The following is an 18,465-nucleotide window of genomic DNA, read 5'->3' as shown; positions in this document are numbered from 1 at the left end:
AGGCCTTAACGTTTTATTAGTACATGATTACGTTTTTAAGAGGGAAGTTAATTGAGAAAAATCACACAGATGTTGTCATTGAATGTCATGGTGTGGGTTACTTTGTGAATATTTCATTACATACATTTTCACTTTTGCCCGAGGGCGAAAGTATTATGTTGTATACCTATTTGCATATTAAAGAAGATGCGCATACGCTTTACGGTTTTGCTCATAAGTCAGAACGAGAGATTTTTAAACTTCTAATATCTGTAAGTGGGGTTGGGACAAGTATTGCGCGTACGATGCTTTCTTCTCTTGAACCTAGTCAGGTTAAGCAGGCCATTGCTACCGGCGATGTTAAAACCATTCAAGGAGTAAAAGGCATTGGAGCCAAAACTGCACAGCGCGTAATTTTAGACTTAAAAGATAAAATTCTTAAAGTTTATGATATTAATGAAGTTTCACCAATTGCAGACAATACCAATAAGGAAGAAGCGTTATCTGCATTAGAGACTTTGGGCTTTGCGCGGAAGCAGGCAGAAAAAGTATGTACAACTATTGTGCGTGATGAACCGCAAGCTTCGGTCGAGACGATCATTAAATTGGCACTAAAAAAATTGTAATAGACATTGGGTACAAAACTACGCTGGTTTTCCTTACAAATGCTATTGATATCAGGAACGCTGTTGTGTTCTATACCGGTGTTTGCCCAAGAAGAAGAGGAACAAGACTCTACAGAAGCCGGTGTAAGCCTAGGGAAATTAAGCTTAAAGAATCCCAATTCTATCATTTCAAAATATACTTACGACCCACTTACCGATAAGTATATCTACTCTGAAACTTTAGGAGCATATAACATCAATTACCCGAGAATTCTCACGCCAGACGAATTCAAAGAATTGGTAAAAAAAGAGCGCATGCGGGCTTATTTTCAAGAGAAAATTGCCGCTGTAGACGGGCGCACCGAAGAAGGTAAAGAAAATCAAAACAGTCTATTGCCCAACTTTTATGTAGACTCTGATTTTTTTGAATCTATTTTTGGCGGAAATACTATTGAATTCACACCGCAAGGTTCGGTAGAAATGGATATTGGAGGATTGTTTACCAAGCAAGATAACCCTAGTTTCTCTCCACGTAACCGAAGCAATTTCAGTTTTGATTTTGATCAGCGTATCAGTTTGAGTTTGCTGGGTAAAGTGGGTACACGCTTGCAGGTGAATGCTGTTTATGATACCGAGTCTACCTTTAATTTTCAGAATCAAATAAAGTTAGAGTACACGCCTAACGAAGATGACATCATTCAGAAAATAGAGGTGGGTAATGTGAGTATGCCGCTCAATAGTGCGCTCATTCAAGGTTCACAAAGTTTATTTGGGGTAAAAACCCAACTTCAGTTTGGAAAAACGACGATCACCGGTGTGTTTTCTGAACAACAATCACAAACCAACCAAGTGGTTGCCCAAGGTGACGGGACGATTCAGGATTTTGACATATTTGCCTTAGAATACGATGAGAACCGCCATTACTTTTTGGCACAATACTTTAGAGATAATTATGACCGGGCGCTGGCAAATTATCCTTTTATCAATTCAAATGTTCAAATCACGCGTATTGAAGTTTGGGTGACCAACCGTACACAGCGGTTTGAGAATACTAGAAATATTGTCGCAATTCAAGATATTGGGGAATCAGATCCTTCAAAAATAGGGTTGCCTAACCTTCCCGGCGGATTTATAAATCTGCCGGCAGGAGCATACCCGAGAAACTCCAGTAATGATTTTAACCCTTTCGGAATCAACGGTACCGCACCTTCTGTGCTTACTTCGGCGATACGTGATGCGGCAACCGTTCAAGAAGGGTTTGGTGGCGTGCAAGTTGCTGACGGTTCAGATTATGTTTCGCTTGAAAATGCACGTAAACTTACCGCTTCAGAATATACCTTGAATACACAATTGGGATATATCTCATTAAATCAGCGCTTGAACAATGATGAAGTATTGGGTGTGGCATTTCAATATACGGTCAACGGCGAAGTGTATCAGGTAGGGGAGTTTGCAAATGATGGAGTAGATGCCACTAGCGGAGCTTATGCCGATACCGATGGTGATGGTGTGCCAGATATTGTTGACGTAGATCCTGATGGAGATGGTGTAAATGATAATGGTCAGGATACCGATGGAGATCAGATCGCCGATGCTGCTGATCCCGATCAAACCAACGGGAGAGATGTAAATAATGATGGTATTCTAGATAGCTTTATTACTCCGGGACAAGGTGGAACTTCGCAAGCTCTGGTGGTAAAATTGCTTAAAAGTAATATCACAGATGTTCAGGAACCGGTTTGGGATTTGATGATGAAAAATATCTACGGTTTAGGCGTTGGACAATTAGAGCCTGATGGTTTTAGAATGAATATCGTTTACAACTCGCCTTCACCTATTAACTACATCACAGCAGCAGCCGGCGGGCCGGCATTACCAGATGATGTGGCAAACACTCCATTATTGAATGTGTTCAATTTAGACCGACTCACACAATATGGTGATCCACAGGTGGGAGGTGATGGATTTTTTGACTTTCAAGAAGGGATTACGGTAAACGTGCGTAACGGAAGTATCATTTTTACTTCGGTTGAGCCTTTTGGAGAATATTTATTTAACAAGCTTCGGGCGAGCAACGGAGAGCAGTATGGAGAGGCTGATACCTATAATGCCAACCAGGCAAAATATGTATACAGCTCACTGTATAATTCAACCAAAACTGTCGCGCGGGATAATGCCGATAAAAATGTATTTCAATTACAGGGTACTTTTAAATCTACGCAAGAAGAAGGAATCCCAATAGGCGGTTTCAATATTCCACAAGGGTCTGTGACGGTTACTGCAGGCGGTCGTGTGTTGCAAGAAGGTTTGGACTATTCTGTAGATTATCGACGAGGTCGTGTGATTATTCTAGATCAGGCGCTCAAAGGTTCAGGAGTTCCTATTCAGGTTTCTACCGAAAATAATGCGCTTTTTGGTCAACAAACTAAACGCTTTACAGGTTTAAATGTGGAGCATCAATTCAACGAGAATTTTGTGGTGGGGGGAACTTTGCTCAATCTCAATGAGCGACCGCTTACGCAAAAAGCCACCTATAGCTTTGAACCTATCAACAATACTATTTTTGGTCTTAATGCTAATTTTTCAACAGAAGTTCCCTTTTTAACGCGTCTGGTCAACAAGCTTCCAAACATTGATACCGATGTACCTTCTACGGTTTCTTTGCGTGGTGAAGTTGCTTATTTAATTCCGGGACAACCTAAAGCTACCGATTTTGGCGGGGAAGCAGCCTCTTACATTGATGACTTTGAAGGAACTCAAACTTCGCTTGATATCAGTTCGCCCTTGCAATGGTTTTTGTCTTCGGCGCCTATTGATTTTGGAGGAGAATTGATGAATGGCGATTTAAGAACAGGCTACAAAAGGGCAAAGTTGGCTTGGTATACGATAGATCCTATTTTTTACACAAGTCAACGTCCTGATGGAATAACAGACGCCGATGTTTCAACCTATGCTACGCGTAGGGTTTTTAGGGATGAGATTTTTCCGGAGCAAGATATTATTGCCGGTACCACGCAGGCGTTGTTTACCTTAGATCTGGCCTACTATCCGGGAGAGCGTGGTCCTTATAATTTTAGTCAGGATGCTCAGGATGGTGTTTTGGAAAATCCCACAGAGAATTTTGGAGGAATCATGCGCCAATTTGCTTCTACAGATTTTGAACAGCAAAATGTAGAGTTCATTGAGTTCTGGGTAATGGATCCATTTATTTATGCTGAAAATGCAACCAATCCCGGAGGCCGACTTACACTAAACTTGGGTAACATTTCTGAAGACGTACTCAAAGACGGAAGAAAACAATATGAAAATGGTTTGCCGCAAGACGGTTCGGCAAGCAATACGGTAGAGACTGCCTGGGGAAAAGTGCCCAACAATCAAGCTTTGATCTATGCTTTTGATACCGAAGGAGAGCAGCGTACCAATCAAGATGTAGGTTATGATGGTTTAAGTGATGCGCAGGAAGCAGAAAATTATCCGGAGTTTGCAGGTCTGGAAGATCCTTCAGGAGATAATTATCAATATTTTGTTTCAGCGACCGGTTCGGTTTTAAATCGATATAAAAATTATAACGGTCTTGAGGGGAACTCGCCCGTTGATGTATCGCAAACAGACCGCGGGTCTACAACGGTTCCTGATGTTGAAGATTTCAACAGAGATTTTACAATGAATACCGTTGATAGTTATTATGAGTATCAACTTGATATTACACCTCAAAGCCTGGATATCTCAAACGAGTTTATCGTTGATCAACGCGATATAGAAGTGACTCTTCAAAACGGAAATACGATGCCGGTAACTTGGTATCAATTTAAAATCCCGATCAGTGAACCTACCGGAAGCAAAGGTGGAATAAACGATTTTAGGTCTATTCGCTTTATGCGCATGTTTATGAGTGGATGGCAAGATCCTACAGTATTGCGCTTTGGAGCTTTTGATCTGGTGCGTGGTGATTACCGTCGTTACTTATACACTTTAGATCCTGATGAGTCAGACCCTTCAACCGAAAATACACGCTTTGAGGTGACTTCAGTAAATATTGAAGAAAACAACAACCGTAACCCAATACCTTATGTGTTGCCTCCCGGAGTTTATCGGGAAGAACTTATCAATAACAATAACAACATCCGCCAGAATGAACAGTCCTTATCTTTAACGGTTTGTGATCTGGAGACTCAGGATAGCCGTGCTGTTTACAAGAACTTCAGGTTAGATATGCGACAGTACGAGAATCTGGAAATGTTTGTGCATCTGGAGTCGCTTATTAATGAAATTCAGGTAGTAGAGAATGAAGTGGTCGCGATCATCAGGATGGGTACCGATTTGACCTCAAATTTCTATCAGATTGAATTACCACTGAGCCCAACGGCTTTCGGGACCAGTAGTCCTGATTTGATTTGGCCGGAAGTGAATCAATTAAAATTACCACTTGAGGTTTTGCAAACGGTTAAGGCGACCTTTTTTAATGGAGACTACAATACGCTTGCAGATCAAATCACCTATTTTGATGAAGAAGGTAATCCTATTGTAGACCCTGCGAGTACGCCTTATGAAACCGGAAAAGTTAGGGTAGGTATTCAAGGGAATCCTAGTTTTGGAGACGTGCGTGTGTTGATGCTTGGTCTTAAAAATGGAAATGACGAAGGTCGCGGTACGGTGTGTGCTGAAGCTTGGTTTAATGAGTTGCGCTTATCTGGACTGCAAAATGAAGGCGGCTGGGCCGGTATTGTAAATATGGATGCCAATCTCGCTGATTTCGCAACCTTTTCAGGAACGGCAAGACAGTCTACTACTGGTTTTGGTAGTATTGATGCAGGGCCCAATCAACGTGCGCGTGAAGACGTGAAGTCGTACGATGTGGTTACTAACGTTAATTTGGGGCAGCTGTTGCCGCAAAAATGGGGGGTAAAAGTGCCTTTCAATTATGCTAAAGGTGTGCAAACCATAACGCCGCAATATGACCCGCTGTATACCGATCTCGAACTAGATGATAGGCTGGCGGCGGCATCTTCTGAAGCTGAACGCGAGCGAATCAAGGAGATTGCTATTGAGCGTACTAAGCGAGAAAGTATCAACTTTATTGGAGTGCGTAAAGAACGTACAGGAGATAAAAAGCCAATGCCGTGGGATGTTGAAAATTTTACTTTTGCTTATAGTCATAATCAAGAAGAGCACAAAGACTTTGAGATCGAAGAATCTGTTGATCAAAATGTGCGCGCCGGAGCGACGTATACGATGGCCTTTCAGCCAAAACCGGTAGAGCCCTTTAAGAAGAATGATTCGCTTTTTACCAGTAAGTATTGGAAGTTGCTGAAAGATTTCAACTTTAATTATTTGCCGGCTAGCGTTAATATTTCTTCCAATATTACAAGACAATTCAGTAGACAGCGTTTTAGAGATATTCTTGCAACTGAAAATTCTATTCCTATCCCAGAATATTTACAGCGTAATTATCAGTTTGATAGAACTTTTACGATTAATTATCCGGTAACTAAGTCCTTGCGTATCAATTTGGATCAGTACCAAAACCGAGTGGTGCGTAATTATTTAAATCCTGATAACTCGCTGGATGAAAATGCTGGAGGCGTTTATTCTCAGTTCTTTGATGTGGGTACACCAGATCGGCATAATCAGACCATGCAGCTCAATTATGAATTGCCGATAAATAAAATCCCGTATCTGGATTTTATCAAATCTACTTATTCATATAGTGCAGACTTTCAGTGGACGCGGGGTTCTTATCAATTGCAAACTTTAGAAGGAATTCCTGATTTGGGGAATTCGGTTCAAAATGCAAATAATCATGCGTTGCAAACAACTTTAGACATGAAGACGCTTTATGATGCTCTAGGATTGTCAAAGAAAACCGCCGGACCTTCTTCTAGATCAGACCGAAGCAGAGCCGTACCTACTTTGGGAACGCCAACGCAGCCCAGACAGCCACAGGAAGAAAATAAATTGAGTGCGGGAGACAAAGCAACCAATACCTTAATAGGTCTTGCTACGGGAATCAAGCGAATACAAGTTAATTATGAGCAAAACAACGGGACGTATCTTCCCGGGTATTTACCGGGAGTAGGCTTTTTAGGAACCGTACGTCCAACGACTGGTTTTGTTTTTGGTAGTCAGGCAGAAGTTAGAGATTATGCTGCGCGTCAAGGTTGGCTTACTTTATATCAAGAGTATAACGAGCAATACAGCGAAGTAGAAAATCGAAACCTAGACATACAGGCTCAAACCAGTTTTCTTGAAGATCTTACGATCGATATTAACATGAACCGTATCTATCAAGAAACTTATAATGAGAATTATCGAGTAGACCCAACGACGCTCGAGTACAATAGTCTTACCGGGAATACGCTAGGTAATTACAGTATTTCGACTTTGATGATCGGGACAGCTTTTAACTCGAGTTCGTTAGAATCTTCAGCAAACTTCAATAGATTCCGGTCTAATCGTCTTGTGATTGCAGAACGTCTTGCAACAGATTTTTATGGTAATGATCAATATCCTCGGGATCAGAACGGATATCCGGTAGGTTTTGGCCGCACAAGCCAGCGTGTATTATTGCCGGCATTTCTAGCAGCGTATACGCCGGGCAATGCTTCAGATGTATCGCTGGGAGCTTTTAGAAGTTTTCCGCTTCCTAACTGGAATTTAAAATATACCGGTTTGATGAAAATCGATTGGTTTAAAAAGCGCTTTAAACGTTTTTCTATCAATCACGGCTATCAAGCAGGCTATACGATAAATCAATTCCGTACCAATTTGAATTACGATACAGATTTGAATAATGATCCCAGTGATGCGCAAACCAATCAGGCAGGAGACTTTATGAATTCGATGTTGTACTCCAATATCAACCTGACGGAATTGTTTTCACCTTTAATTCGTTTGGATTTTGAGATGAATAATTCGGTTAAAATTTTAGCAGAATTAAGAAAAGATCGCACCCTTTCATTGAGTTTTGACAACAACCTACTCACAGAAATTCACGGAAACGAATATATAATAGGGCTGGGATATCGACTAAAAGATATTAGATTTGCTACCAGAATAGGAGGAAGGCAAACCGTTTTAAAAAGTGATTTAAACTTTAGAGCAGATTTGTCGTTGCGACAGAATGAGACGATCGTACGTTATTTAGATTTAGAAAACAGTCAAATCACTGCCGGGCAAGATATTTATGGGTTGACTTTTAAAGCAGATTATGCGTTGAGTAAAAACCTGACGGCGATATTTTATTACGATCACGCGTTTGCGACTTATGCGATTTCAACGGCATACCCGCAAACCACAATACGTTCAGGAATAACATTGAGATATAATTTCGGAAATTAATTAACACTAACTATGAGTTTACCAGCTGATTTAAAGTATACAAAAGACCACGAGTGGGTGCGTATAGAAGGAGATATCGCTACTGTGGGCATTACTGATTTTGCTCAGGGAGAATTAGGAGATATCGTTTATGTAGAAGTAGAAACCGAAGGAGAAACCTTAGATAAAGAAGAGGTTTTTGGAACGGTAGAAGCCGTAAAAACGGTTTCAGACTTATTTTTGCCGCTTACCGGTGAGATCATTGAGTTTAATGCAGACTTAGAATCTGAGCCTGAAGCTGTAAATGAAGATCCTTACGGTAAAGGTTGGATGATCAAAATTAAATTTAGTGACGAGAGTGAGCTCGATACATTGCTTGATGTAGCAGCTTATCAAGAAATCATAGGTGGTTAATCTGCTTAAAATAGCAGTCTACCTTTATACGGCATTCATTGCAAGCATTTGTTTAATGCCTATGCCGCATATTAGCGATGCGCCAGAAGATAGCGATAAGGTCGTTCATCTTCTGGCGTATGCTGTTTTTGTAAGCTTGTGGTTTCTGTTTTTTTATGTTTTAAAGCAGAAAAAAGACAATTTTTCAAGAGCATTAATAAAATCTTGTAGCCTTGCATTGATTTATGGTATAATTATTGAGATTTTACAAGGTGAGTTAACAACCTCTAGGTCAGCAGATTTTAAAGATGTTTTGGCAAATTCAGTTGGGATTTTAATAGGAATACTGATAGTTTTTCTAGCAAAACCTCAACTTAATGCGCTAAAATCAAAACTTTAATTTCGAGTTGATACTATTTTTAATTAAATTAGCAATCCTTAATAACTAAAGATTCACATGGAACCTAAGAAAAATCCTAAAGCAGATCTAAGTAAAAGAAGTGTACTCTTCTTTCAGTTAGGTCTTATTCTGATACTCGGGCTGAGTTACATGGCTATCGAGTGGAAGACGTATGAGAAAAAGGCCATTGATATCGGACAATTACAGATGGACGATATGATTGAAGAAGATGTGCCGATTACTGAGTTAAACACGCCACCACCACCGCCACCTCCTCCACCGCCACCACCAGCACCGGAAATTATTGAGGTTGTTGAGGACGATAAAGAAATCGAAGAAACCGTAATCGAGTCTACTGAAACCAGTCAGGAAGAAGAGATCGTTGAGGTTGAAGAGGTTACTTTTGCAGAAGAAGAAGTGATCGAAGACGTACCGTTTGCTGTTATCGAAAACGTACCGGTTTATCCTGGTTGCGAAGGCGAGAAAGGAAACGATGCTAAGAAAAAATGTATGTCTGAAAAGATTAGTCAGTTTGTGAACCGTAAGTTTAACACTGAATTAGGTAGTGAACTTGGTTTGTCTGGTATTAATCGTATCTATGTACGTTTTAAAATTGATCAAAAAGGTAACATTGTAGATATAGGTTCTCGTGGGCCGCACCCGCGTTTAGAGCAAGAAGCTGCACGTGTAATTAAACTATTGCCTCAAATGACTCCTGGTATGCAGCGAGGAAAGGCAGTAGGGGTATTATACTCACTTCCTATTGTGTTCCAAGTTCAGGATTAATTCTTGAATACATATAAAGTTTAAAATCCCGTCCACAAATGTGCGACGGGATTTTTTTGTGGCAAGCTTATTGTTAAAGTTTTAAAGAATAGTAATCATTAAAACTTTTCTTATGAAAAATTCACAAGAACGCGCTGCAGTCGCTCGGCAAAGCGATGCACGCACAACAAGCAAGCACGACGTAAATTTAAGTAAAAACAACGTCGTTTATTTTCAAATAGGGCTTATTGTAGCTCTTATTCTGGCTATCGTAGTCATCGAAATCAAATCACCTGCTGTGGTTTATGAGCTAGAAGTTCTTCCTGATGTTGCAGTCCTCACGATGAATGAGTGGAATGAACCCATCAGACGTGAGGAGGTAAAACCTAAACCGCCAAAACCTATCGAATCTTTTGATGTTTCGCCGGTGATTGATGAAAATGTGCCTGAGCCCATTGATGATTTAATTTTTGAGGAGCCTGAACCGGTAACAGAGGCAGTACCTGGTTTAGAAGATTTAAAAGATATTCCCGATGAAGAACCGGAGTCTGTACCTTTTATTGCGGTAGAGACTGTTCCTATTTATCCCGGATGTGAAGGTTTAAAAACCAATGCAGAGCGCAAAGCCTGCATGCAGGAAAAACTCAATGCGTTTATCGGTCGAAATTTTGATACGACCTTAGGGGAAGAATATGGTTTATCAGGAGTAAATAGGGTAGACGTGCAATTTACTATTGATGAATATGGTGAAATTATAAACCTTAAAACGCGCGCGCCGCATCCGGCTTTAGAAAAAGAAGCTAAACGCGTTATGAATAAACTTCCCGTGATGGAGCCCGGTAAACAGCGTAACAGAAATGTGCGTGTTATTTATTCTCAACCCATTCGGTTTAAAGTTCAAAATTAACATGATATAAGAATACGTATCGAGAAGCTCGCCTGAAAAGGCGGGCTTTTTTTGTTGAATTACGAGTGCTGAGCTTGTTTTTAAAAAGTGCTATCTTTCCGCAACCTAAATCTTCTAAATTCATGTCTATAAAAAAGGCGATAAGCATTATTCTTTTCTTGTTGGTTATAGCTTCGGTAAGAGCACAATTAATCAATGGTAATTTTGAAAAATATCCTGTTTTTGATTCTTGTGAGCAGGTGAGCGATGCTGCTTTAAAAGAGTGCTTTAATCAAACTTTAATATCGAAAATTAAAGCCGATTTTGTCATTCCGCAGGATATCATTGATTCCAGTTATTCCGGTGATATGGTGGTTTTGTTTGAGGTGACCCGAGAAGGTGAATTTAAAATAATTAATGTCACGGCAGTTTCTGAAGCTTTGCGAGAAGCGCTTATGCGCGTTTTTGAGAAGTTGCCTAAGATCAAACCTGCGACATATAATGGTAGGCCTACGTATATGCAATTCAGTATGCCTATACCGGTGCCCGAAGGGTTTCAGTCTGAATCTAGTAATGAAGAGGATAATGTGTCTTACGGAGCAACTCCGGTTGAAGATCTAGAGTCGGAATATGATGCGATCAAGACTTTTCCATTTAAAAACAGAGAGTACGACTCTCAATTGTATGTGCCTTTTTCACATCAAACCTATAGCAGATTTGATCAGGAGATGAATGCGGTAGGAACAAATGCGCACACGAGTAGTAAGCCCTTCCTTTATACAGAGGTAAATAATTATTATGATTTTAAGCAAAAGCGTGAAACGCTTTATAAGGATAAATCATCTTGGTTCGGGCGTAAGCTTTGGAATGAACATATGGTGACTTTGCAAGGTGATGACTATTGGTTTACGCTGGATCCTGCTGCAGATTTGCAGTTGGGTTTTGAAACTGCAGATAATGAAGATCAAAGTTTTACCTACAACAATACGCGGGCGGTAATTTTTCAAGGAGGTTTAGGAAGTAAACTTAATTTTTACACCGTTTTTTATGAAAGCCAGGGAAGTTTTGCCGGGTATTACAATCGATTAGCACGCTCGATCGCGCCAGATGGCGGAAATCCTGCTATTGTACCGGGAAGAGGTATTGCGGCAGAGGCTGCTGATGGGAATTTTGATTATCCGGTAGCTGAAGCTTATTTGTCTTACTCGCCTAGCAAGTATTTCAATTTTCAATTTGGTCACGGGAAAAACTTTATAGGTGATGGCTATCGCTCGTTGTTGTTGAGTGATAATGCGAGTCCGTATCCATTTTTTAAAATGAGTACGAAGTTTTGGAAGTTTAAATACACCAATACGTGGATGTCTTTAAGAGATGTTCGATCGGATGTCACCGAGAATGGTTCTTTTAGAACTAAATTCATGGCAAATCATTATTTGAGTTTTAATGCTACCAAACGATTGAATTTAGGATTTTTTGAAAATGTGATCTGGACCAATGATAATGACCGAGGCTTTGACTTAAATTATTTAAATCCTATAATTTTTTATCGGGCAATCGAATTTTCAACCGGTTCTCGTGGCGGAAATGCGCTTATCGGCTTGAGTGCAAAATATAAGTTTAGCGACCGTTTTAATGCTTATGCTCAAGTGATCATCGATGAATTTTCAACCGGAGCGGTTTTTAGTTCAAACAAAAGTTTTCAGAATAAACAAGGAGTGCAGTTAGGTGTCAAGTATTACGATGCTTTCAATATTGAGAATTTACAACTTCAGCTGGAGTATAATCAGGTGCGTCCTTATGTGTATAGTAATAATGAGATTGTGTTGAATTATGGTCACAACAATCAGTCTATGGCGCATTTGTGGGGTGCTAACTTTAGAGAGTTTATTGCGATTGCCAGATATCAAAATGACCGCTGGTATGGTACAGCAAAAGCAATTTATGGCAAGCGCGGTTTTGAACTGGGAGCTATAGATGATGTTTATTATGGAGGAAGTATTTATGGAAATGATGAAAATATCCCGAGCGAATTTGGTATTGAGATCGGTCAGGGAAATACGGCAAACACCTTAATCGGGAATATAGAATTAGGTTACATTGTTAATCCTTCTACAAACTTTAAATTGTATACCAATGTCTTATATCGCAATCATACTATAGACCAATTTGACCCCGTGAACTTTGAAGAAAGCACGGTTTGGGTGAATTTTGGTATTAGAACCGATATCTTTAATTGGTATTACGATTATTAAAATTTTAAAGATGAAAACAACACTGCTAGGGCTGGTTGTGCTTTTTTGTGTAACGGCTGTATCTTGTAAAACTGAAACTTCAACTATGAAAGAATTTGATCCAAATTTTGCACACGTCGTTTACTTCTGGTTAAAGAATCCCGACAGTCAAGAAGATCGCAAGGCTTTTGAAGCTTCGTTAAAAAAGTTTTTAAGTACCAGTGAATATGCACAAACGCAATTTATCGGGCAGCCGGCCAACACGCCGCGTGAGGTTGTAGACAATAGTTGGACGTATTCGATTATATTGACTTTTCCTTCCAAAGAAATTCAGAATAAGTATCAACAAGAGCCCGTGCATCTAAAATTTATTGAAGAAGCTGAGCATTTATGGGAGCGCGTTCAGGTTTATGATGCAGTAGGTTTGGAGTAAATCAAAGCTTTTACGGCTGAAGATTTAAGGAGTTAAAGCACTTATATTAAGTTGTGATTTGGTTGTGTAGAAGTACTTCGTGCAGTATCTTTGCACGACTTTTTAAAGCCCTTGAATAACACACTTTTGAGCCTCGTAGAAACCCATAAGTCGCCATCATCACTCTGGATCGATTTCAAAGAAATCACAAAGATGCGTCTTGCTATCAGTGTGGTTTTTTCGAGTATGGCAGGATATCTTCTAGGCGCTTATACATTTGACTGGTTAACGATTCTTTTATTGGCTGTAGGTGGTTATCTTATGGTTGGCGCTTCTAACGCGTATAATCAAATCATAGAGAAAGATCTTGATGCCTTGATGGATCGAACCAAAAATCGTCCGGTTCCTTCGGGCAGAATGAGCGTGCGCACAGCATTTATAATAGCTTGTGTGTTTACTATTTTAGGGCTCATTACGCTTTACTACATCAACCCGATCACTGCGATTTTTGGTGGAATTTCTATTTTTCTTTATGTGTGTGTTTATACACCTTTAAAGACCAAAACACCGCTTTCTGTTTTTGTAGGGGCTTTTCCGGGTGCTATTCCATTTATGATGGGTTGGGTAGCAGCAACAGGAGATTTTGGTATTGAAGCAGGGACGCTATTTATGCTTCAGTTTTTTTGGCAATTCCCGCACTTTTGGGCTATTGGTTGGTTTCTGTATGACGATTATAAAAAAGGTGGATTCTTTATGTTACCTACCGGAAAGCGTGATCGCGGGACCGCAGTACAGGTGATTTTGTATACGATTTGGACCGTTTTGGTTTCTTTGATTCCTGTTTTTGGAGTGACCGGAAGATTATATCTAACGCCTATTTCGGCAGTTTTGGTGGCCATCTTAGGGTTGCTTTTACTGTATTATGCAATTCGGCTTTTTAAATATAAAAATAATGTTACTGCAAAGCGTTTGATGCTTTCAAGCGTAAGTTATATTACCTTGATTCAGATCATTTACGTAGCAGATAAATTTTTGAGATAAGATGGATTATACTTCACAATCTGAACAAGTCAAAATAGCACGTTCAAAAAAAATGATGCTGTGGTTTGGGATCATTAGTCTCTCGATGATGTTTGCCGGTTTGACCAGTGCATACATTGTGAGTAGTGAGCGTCGCGACTGGTTGCGCGATTTTGAATTGCCTCAGGCTTTTTACATCAGCACCTTGATCATTGTTTTGAGCAGTTTGTCTATGCTTGTGTCTAAACAAGCGGTGAAATCGGGAAAAAAGAGTTTGGCTACCCTGTCCTTGCTTGTCACGCTGGCACTGGGAGTCGCTTTTGTGGTGTTTCAGTTTGTAGGTTTTGACCAAATTATCGCTAACGGATACTTTTTTACAGGTAGTGAAAGTACCGTGACCACGTCGTTTATCTATGCTTTTGTAATAAGTCATATTGTACACGTAGCTGCCGGATTGATTGTGCTTCTGGTGGTGATCGTGCAGCAACTAAGAGGTAAATACACTAAAGATCAAATGCTTGGTTTGTCTTTAGGAGCAACGTTTTGGCATTTTGTAGACATCCTTTGGGTGTATCTGTTTTTGTTTTTTCTGTTTGCAGATGATTTGATTCATTAACAAAGACAGCCTATAATACTAACGATTCTTTAAAATTCTTTTTTTTGAATGGTTATAAATACCGATTATTGCTTTGAAAAGCATTTTTAAAATAACTATTTTTGCAACGCTTATAAACCGATATTAAAATATGGACGCTACTGCTGTTAAAACAGGCACCGAAGGCAAAATTTGGGGAGGCGGAGACTCTCAGCCATTAAAAGCGAGCTATGGAAAGATGATGATGTGGTTTTTCATCCTTTCTGATGCCCTTACCTTTTCTGGATTTCTTGCTGCTTATGGATTTTCTCGATTTAAATTTATTAACCAGTGGCCCATTGCCGATGAAGTGTTTACACACTTTCCGTTTTTGCACGGGGTAGATGCACCAATGTACTATGTGGCATTGATGACGTTTATTCTGATTTTTTCTTCGGTAACCATGGTACTTGCGGTAGATGCAGGGCACCAGATGAAGAAGAACAAAGTGATATGGTATATGTTCTTTACCATATTAGGAGGATTTGTCTTTGTAGGTTCTCAGGCTTGGGAATGGGCAAATTTCATTTCTGGTGAGTATGGCGCTATAGAAACTAAAGGAGGTAAAATTCTTCAAGTAGTAAATGCTGAAGGAGAGCAAGTAGCTTTAGAAAGTTTTGCGGTAGAATTACCAAGCGATAGAACACAGCTAACCAAGAGTGAAGCTTTATGGTATGAGTCTGAAAGTTCAATGCCAGATTTTGAACTTGCAGAAGTTGTTGAAGGCTTTAAAGCAAATCCAGATCTTTTGGTGCGTACGCAAATGTTAAACGAAGCTGGAGAAAAGACTATTTTATCTCGTGAAGCATCTTTAGCAAAATTAGAGAATGATGCTATTGGTGTAGTTCAAGGAGCAAACTTGGTGCATAACGAATATGGACCTCCACTTTTTGCTGATTTCTTTTTCTTTATTACAGGTTTCCATGGTTTCCACGTATTTTCTGGGGTAATAATTAACATTATTATCTTTATCAATGTGATCCTGGGAACTTATGAGCGTAGAGGAAGCTACGAGATGGTTGAGAAAGTTGGTCTTTACTGGCACTTTGTAGATTTAGTTTGGGTATTTGTATTTACATTCTTCTACCTAGTTTAATTAATACGAGATTTTAAAAACATTATAATGGCACACGACGCATCAAATCACGGTTCAGCCACAAAAAGAATTTGGACAGTTTTTGCAATCCTATCGGTTGTGACAATTGTAGAAGTAATACTAGGTATTATACGACCAGAATTCCTTGTTGAGACGCATCTTTTAAGAATGCACTTACTTAACTGGATCTTTATCATTCTTACATTATACAAAGCATATTATATTACTTGGGCGTTCATGCACATGGAGCACGAGACTAAAGGACTTCGTCGTTCAATTGTTTGGACCGGAATTTTCTTAGTATGCTATTTGATTTTTATACTTCTTACAGAAGGTGATTACATCTTTGATGTTTATCGAGATGGTTACATCAGCTGGGATTTTTAAGAAGATCAAAACATAAAAAAAAGAGACGGCAATCGCCGTCTTTTTTTATGCCTTGTTTTATGGAAAGCTCCCTGTGATGTACCTTTGCAATCGCTGTTTAAAATAGCTTAATAAGGTTGAGATGAAGAAGTTTATTGTTCTAGGTGTTTTGTTTATTCTACCCATTGTAGCCTACCTTTTCTTTGCTTCTGGTGTGCACAATTTTGCCAAATTACCAGTTATTGAGGAAGAGATTCCAGAGTTAAAGCTTCAGCAAGATGTGAGGTTAGAAAATAAAATCACGGTACTCGGTTTTTTAGGCAATACCATCGAGCGAGACGGCGGTGATCTTTTCAATTTGAACCAAAAAATATTTAAGTCGTTTTCTGGTTTTGATGATTTTCAATTCGTGTATTTAGTGCCAGAGACTATCGATCAGGATGCTTTAGATAAGGTGACCTATGAGTTAAGCCAACTAGTAGACTTATCTAACTGGTATTTTGTACAAACCCCTCAGGCCAATATCAACACGGTTTTTAATTCTTTAAACACGCCTTATTCCCTTCAAGAGGATGGAGGCTCCCCCTATATTTTTATCATTGATAAAGACCGAAAGCTGCGCGGGAGAGATGATGATGAAGATTACGGTGTACTTTACGGATATGATAGCTCTGATATTGCTGAATTGGCCGATAAAATGAAAGATGACGTTAAAATTGTTTTGGCTGAATATCGCTTGGCTTTAAAAAAGAATAATGCAGATCGCAAAAAGTAAATGCAATGAATAGAAAGAAAACATATATTGGTGTTGCCGTGATAGTCCTCATTTTTGGAATCATTGTGATCCCAAAAATTATAGATCGCGTGATGGGTGGCAAGGTGCTCGACAATGACCGACTTAATGTTGTGCAGCTCGATACTCAAGAAGATGATGGCGAGTTGTCTTATATCAATGTCAATGGCGCTGATCGAAAAGTGCCACATTTTGAGTTTATAGATCAAAACAGAGATACTATAACCGAAGATACCTACAAAGGAAAAGTCTTTCTTGTAGAGTTTTTTTTCACTCGATGTCCTACTATTTGCATCCCGATGAACAAAAATCTCGTACATATACAAAACACATTTAAAGACAATCCAAATTTTGGTATCGCGAGCTTTAGTATAGATCCGGAGCATGACACTCCAGAAGTTTTAAAAGAATATACCCAGAGTTACGGTATTACTGATCCTGACTGGCATTTAATGACCGGAGCACGAGAAGAAATCTATGAGTTGGCTAATGTGGGTTTCAATCTTTTGGCTCAGGAGAACCCTAATATTGAAGGAAATTTTCAGCATTCAGGATTATTTGCTTTGGTAGATCAAAATGGATTCATTCGCTCGCGAAAAGATGATTTTGGAAATCCTTTGATCTATTATCGTGGGTTTATTCCGCAAGGAGCGCCGGAAGTTGAAGGAGAAGAAACCTCACAAATAGATATTTTGATGGAAGACATAAACAAGTTGCTTAATAAGAATAAGAAATAAATGGAGAATCTAGCTCAAAAAGAAAAGGTTTATAACCGTTGGATTATTGCGTTGTCGATCGCTATTCCGGTTGCGGTTGCGTTTTTATTCACGATACGCATTCCAGATGTACCTCGATTAGGATTCTTACCTCCAACTTATGCTGCCATCAATGCGATCACCGCTGTGCTGCTTTTTACCGCTGTTATTCAAGTGAAAAAGGGAAACCGAAAACTGCATGAGAAACTCATAAAAGTATGTATTGTACTTTCAGTGATTTTCTTGGTATTGTATGTTTTGTATCACGCGACTTCAGATTCAACCAAGTTTGGTGATGCTAATTTAGACGGGGTGGTTTCAGATGCTGAAAGTGCAGCTGTGGGTGTTTTTAAATATATCTACTATTTTATTCTGATCTCTCATATTTTGCTTTCCATTGGAGTGATTCCGTTTGTGTTGGTGACCTACGTAAGAGCTATGCTGGGTAAATATGCGATGCACCGAAAAATTGCGCGTATTACCTTTCCAATTTGGTTATATGTCGCTGTGACTGGTGTAATCGTTTATTTCATGATTTTCCCATACTATCCGGCCTAAATTCTAAATTATGAAACGTTTTTTGTTATCGTTAGTGTTCCTTTTTATATCCCTTTCTGCAAGTGCGCAATGTGCAATGTGTAGAGCTGTTTTAGAAAGTGAAACAGATAATAGCATGGCAGAAGGCGTGAATAATGGGATTATTTATTTGGCTGCCATTCCCTACTTATTAATGGGTGGATTGATCTGGTTTATTTACAAAAGTCGCAAGAAAGCTAAAAGAACCTCTCAAGATTAAGTTGTGGGATTTTCTTC

Annotated in this window: 16 protein-coding genes; all 16 read left to right on the top strand. The window is 39.4% G+C overall.

Annotated elements, in window-relative coordinates; all coding sequences use genetic code 11:
• Positions 1 to 23: 23 nt before the first annotated feature.
• Positions 24 to 605 carry a Holliday junction branch migration protein RuvA gene (ruvA, locus tag MED217_RS16115; RefSeq protein ID WP_009781616.1) on the top strand — a complete coding sequence of 194 codons (582 nt, stop codon included), beginning with the start codon at positions 24 to 26 and terminating at the stop codon, positions 603 to 605.
• Positions 606 to 644: 39 nt separating this feature from the next.
• Positions 645 to 7,922 carry a T9SS outer membrane translocon Sov/SprA gene (sov, locus tag MED217_RS16110; RefSeq protein WP_009781615.1) on the top strand — a complete coding sequence of 2,426 codons (7,278 nt, stop codon included), beginning with the start codon at positions 645 to 647 and terminating at the stop codon, positions 7,920 to 7,922.
• Between the two features lie 12 nt (positions 7,923 to 7,934).
• Positions 7,935 to 8,315, top strand: a complete 381-nt coding sequence (gene gcvH, locus MED217_RS16105) for a glycine cleavage system protein GcvH (protein ID WP_009781614.1) — start codon at positions 7,935 to 7,937, stop codon at positions 8,313 to 8,315.
• 61 nt (positions 8,316 to 8,376) lie between these two features.
• Positions 8,377 to 8,694: a VanZ family protein gene (locus MED217_RS16100; protein WP_050759337.1), complete on the top strand. Its 318-nt coding sequence runs from the start codon at positions 8,377 to 8,379 to the stop codon at positions 8,692 to 8,694.
• A gap of 57 nt (positions 8,695 to 8,751) precedes the next feature.
• Positions 8,752 to 9,480: an energy transducer TonB gene (locus MED217_RS16095; protein ID WP_009781612.1), complete on the top strand. Its 729-nt coding sequence runs from the start codon at positions 8,752 to 8,754 to the stop codon at positions 9,478 to 9,480.
• A 112-nt stretch (positions 9,481 to 9,592) separates the two neighbouring features.
• On the top strand, positions 9,593 to 10,366 hold the full coding sequence (locus tag MED217_RS16090) for an energy transducer TonB (protein ID WP_009781611.1): 774 nt from the start codon (positions 9,593 to 9,595) through the stop codon (positions 10,364 to 10,366).
• A 122-nt stretch (positions 10,367 to 10,488) separates the two neighbouring features.
• Positions 10,489 to 12,597, top strand: coding sequence for a gliding motility protein RemB (locus tag MED217_RS16085; RefSeq protein ID WP_040532975.1), 2,109 nt, complete (start codon positions 10,489 to 10,491; stop codon positions 12,595 to 12,597).
• Positions 12,598 to 12,607: 10 nt separating this feature from the next.
• Positions 12,608 to 13,009, top strand: coding sequence for a Dabb family protein (locus tag MED217_RS16080; protein ID WP_009781609.1), 402 nt, complete (start codon positions 12,608 to 12,610; stop codon positions 13,007 to 13,009).
• A 126-nt stretch (positions 13,010 to 13,135) separates the two neighbouring features.
• Positions 13,136 to 14,029, top strand: a complete 894-nt coding sequence (gene cyoE / locus MED217_RS16075; RefSeq protein WP_040533763.1) for a heme o synthase — start codon at positions 13,136 to 13,138, stop codon at positions 14,027 to 14,029.
• Position 14,030: 1 nt separating this feature from the next.
• Positions 14,031 to 14,624, top strand: coding sequence for a cytochrome c oxidase subunit 3 (locus MED217_RS16070; RefSeq protein ID WP_009781607.1), 594 nt, complete (start codon positions 14,031 to 14,033; stop codon positions 14,622 to 14,624).
• A gap of 130 nt (positions 14,625 to 14,754) precedes the next feature.
• Positions 14,755 to 15,738, top strand: a complete 984-nt coding sequence (locus tag MED217_RS16065; protein ID WP_009781606.1) for a cytochrome c oxidase subunit 3 — start codon at positions 14,755 to 14,757, stop codon at positions 15,736 to 15,738.
• Positions 15,739 to 15,765: 27 nt separating this feature from the next.
• On the top strand, positions 15,766 to 16,125 hold the full coding sequence (locus MED217_RS16060; RefSeq protein ID WP_009781605.1) for a cytochrome C oxidase subunit IV family protein: 360 nt from the start codon (positions 15,766 to 15,768) through the stop codon (positions 16,123 to 16,125).
• Between the two features lie 121 nt (positions 16,126 to 16,246).
• Entirely contained in the window at positions 16,247 to 16,879 is a 633-nt protein-coding gene (locus MED217_RS16055) for a hypothetical protein (RefSeq protein ID WP_009781604.1), read from the top strand.
• A 5-nt stretch (positions 16,880 to 16,884) separates the two neighbouring features.
• On the top strand, positions 16,885 to 17,634 hold the full coding sequence (locus MED217_RS16050; protein ID WP_009781603.1) for an SCO family protein: 750 nt from the start codon (positions 16,885 to 16,887) through the stop codon (positions 17,632 to 17,634).
• Entirely contained in the window at positions 17,635 to 18,210 is a 576-nt protein-coding gene (locus MED217_RS16045) for a DUF420 domain-containing protein (protein ID WP_009781602.1), read from the top strand. It abuts the gene before it with no gap.
• Positions 18,211 to 18,220: 10 nt separating this feature from the next.
• Complete coding sequence (locus tag MED217_RS16040; protein WP_040532972.1) at positions 18,221 to 18,448, top strand: hypothetical protein; 228 nt, start codon at positions 18,221 to 18,223, stop codon at positions 18,446 to 18,448.
• Positions 18,449 to 18,465: the final 17 nt, after the last annotated feature.

It is taken from the genome of Leeuwenhoekiella blandensis MED217 (assembly GCF_000152985.1).
In the GTDB taxonomy this organism is placed as follows: domain Bacteria; phylum Bacteroidota; class Bacteroidia; order Flavobacteriales; family Flavobacteriaceae; genus Leeuwenhoekiella; species Leeuwenhoekiella blandensis.
Note: the sequence above shows the minus strand (reverse complement) of the source record. Positions and strands in the feature narration are given on the sequence as shown.

Coding starts and splice junctions, on each gene's coding strand:
- ruvA (WP_009781616.1), top strand. CDS start 24: ATGATTACGTTTTTAAGAGGGAAGTTAATTGAGAAAAATCACACAGAT.
- sov (WP_009781615.1), top strand. CDS start 645: ATGCTATTGATATCAGGAACGCTGTTGTGTTCTATACCGGTGTTTGCC.
- gcvH (WP_009781614.1), top strand. CDS start 7,935: ATGAGTTTACCAGCTGATTTAAAGTATACAAAAGACCACGAGTGGGTG.
- MED217_RS16100 (WP_050759337.1), top strand. CDS start 8,377: ATGCCGCATATTAGCGATGCGCCAGAAGATAGCGATAAGGTCGTTCAT.
- MED217_RS16095 (WP_009781612.1), top strand. CDS start 8,752: ATGGAACCTAAGAAAAATCCTAAAGCAGATCTAAGTAAAAGAAGTGTA.
- MED217_RS16090 (WP_009781611.1), top strand. CDS start 9,593: ATGAAAAATTCACAAGAACGCGCTGCAGTCGCTCGGCAAAGCGATGCA.
- MED217_RS16085 (WP_040532975.1), top strand. CDS start 10,489: ATGTCTATAAAAAAGGCGATAAGCATTATTCTTTTCTTGTTGGTTATA.
- MED217_RS16080 (WP_009781609.1), top strand. CDS start 12,608: ATGAAAACAACACTGCTAGGGCTGGTTGTGCTTTTTTGTGTAACGGCT.
- MED217_RS16070 (WP_009781607.1), top strand. CDS start 14,031: ATGGATTATACTTCACAATCTGAACAAGTCAAAATAGCACGTTCAAAA.
- MED217_RS16065 (WP_009781606.1), top strand. CDS start 14,755: ATGGACGCTACTGCTGTTAAAACAGGCACCGAAGGCAAAATTTGGGGA.
- MED217_RS16060 (WP_009781605.1), top strand. CDS start 15,766: ATGGCACACGACGCATCAAATCACGGTTCAGCCACAAAAAGAATTTGG.
- MED217_RS16055 (WP_009781604.1), top strand. CDS start 16,247: ATGAAGAAGTTTATTGTTCTAGGTGTTTTGTTTATTCTACCCATTGTA.
- MED217_RS16050 (WP_009781603.1), top strand. CDS start 16,885: ATGAATAGAAAGAAAACATATATTGGTGTTGCCGTGATAGTCCTCATT.
- MED217_RS16045 (WP_009781602.1), top strand. CDS start 17,635: ATGGAGAATCTAGCTCAAAAAGAAAAGGTTTATAACCGTTGGATTATT.
- MED217_RS16040 (WP_040532972.1), top strand. CDS start 18,221: ATGAAACGTTTTTTGTTATCGTTAGTGTTCCTTTTTATATCCCTTTCT.